General features: G+C 64.7%; 1 protein-coding gene. It reads right to left on the bottom strand.

Annotated features, from left to right (window positions below):
• The coding region (locus tag AC0L3J_RS38425; protein WP_473350626.1) for a methylmalonyl-CoA mutase family protein at nucleotides 1–235 on the bottom strand (235 nt) is incomplete at both ends.

The following is a 235-nucleotide window of genomic DNA, read 5'->3' as shown; positions in this document are numbered from 1 at the left end:
TTTGATCTCGGCGCGGTGCCGCCCGAACACTTTCTCCATCGCGTCCGAAATTTCGCCGACGGTTGCCTTCGCACGCGCCGCGTCGATCGCCAGCGCCAGCAGGTTGCCGTTGCCTTCCCCGGCCGAACGCGTGATCGCGGCGAGCGCGGCTTCGACGTCCTTCTGGTTGCGCTCGGATTTCAGTCGCGTCAGCTTGTCGATCTGCAGGCGGCGGACATTGGTGTTGTCGACCTTG

This window comes from Bradyrhizobium sp. Kon37 (assembly GCF_055807535.1).
This window is presented reverse-complemented; position numbering and strand designations above follow the sequence as displayed.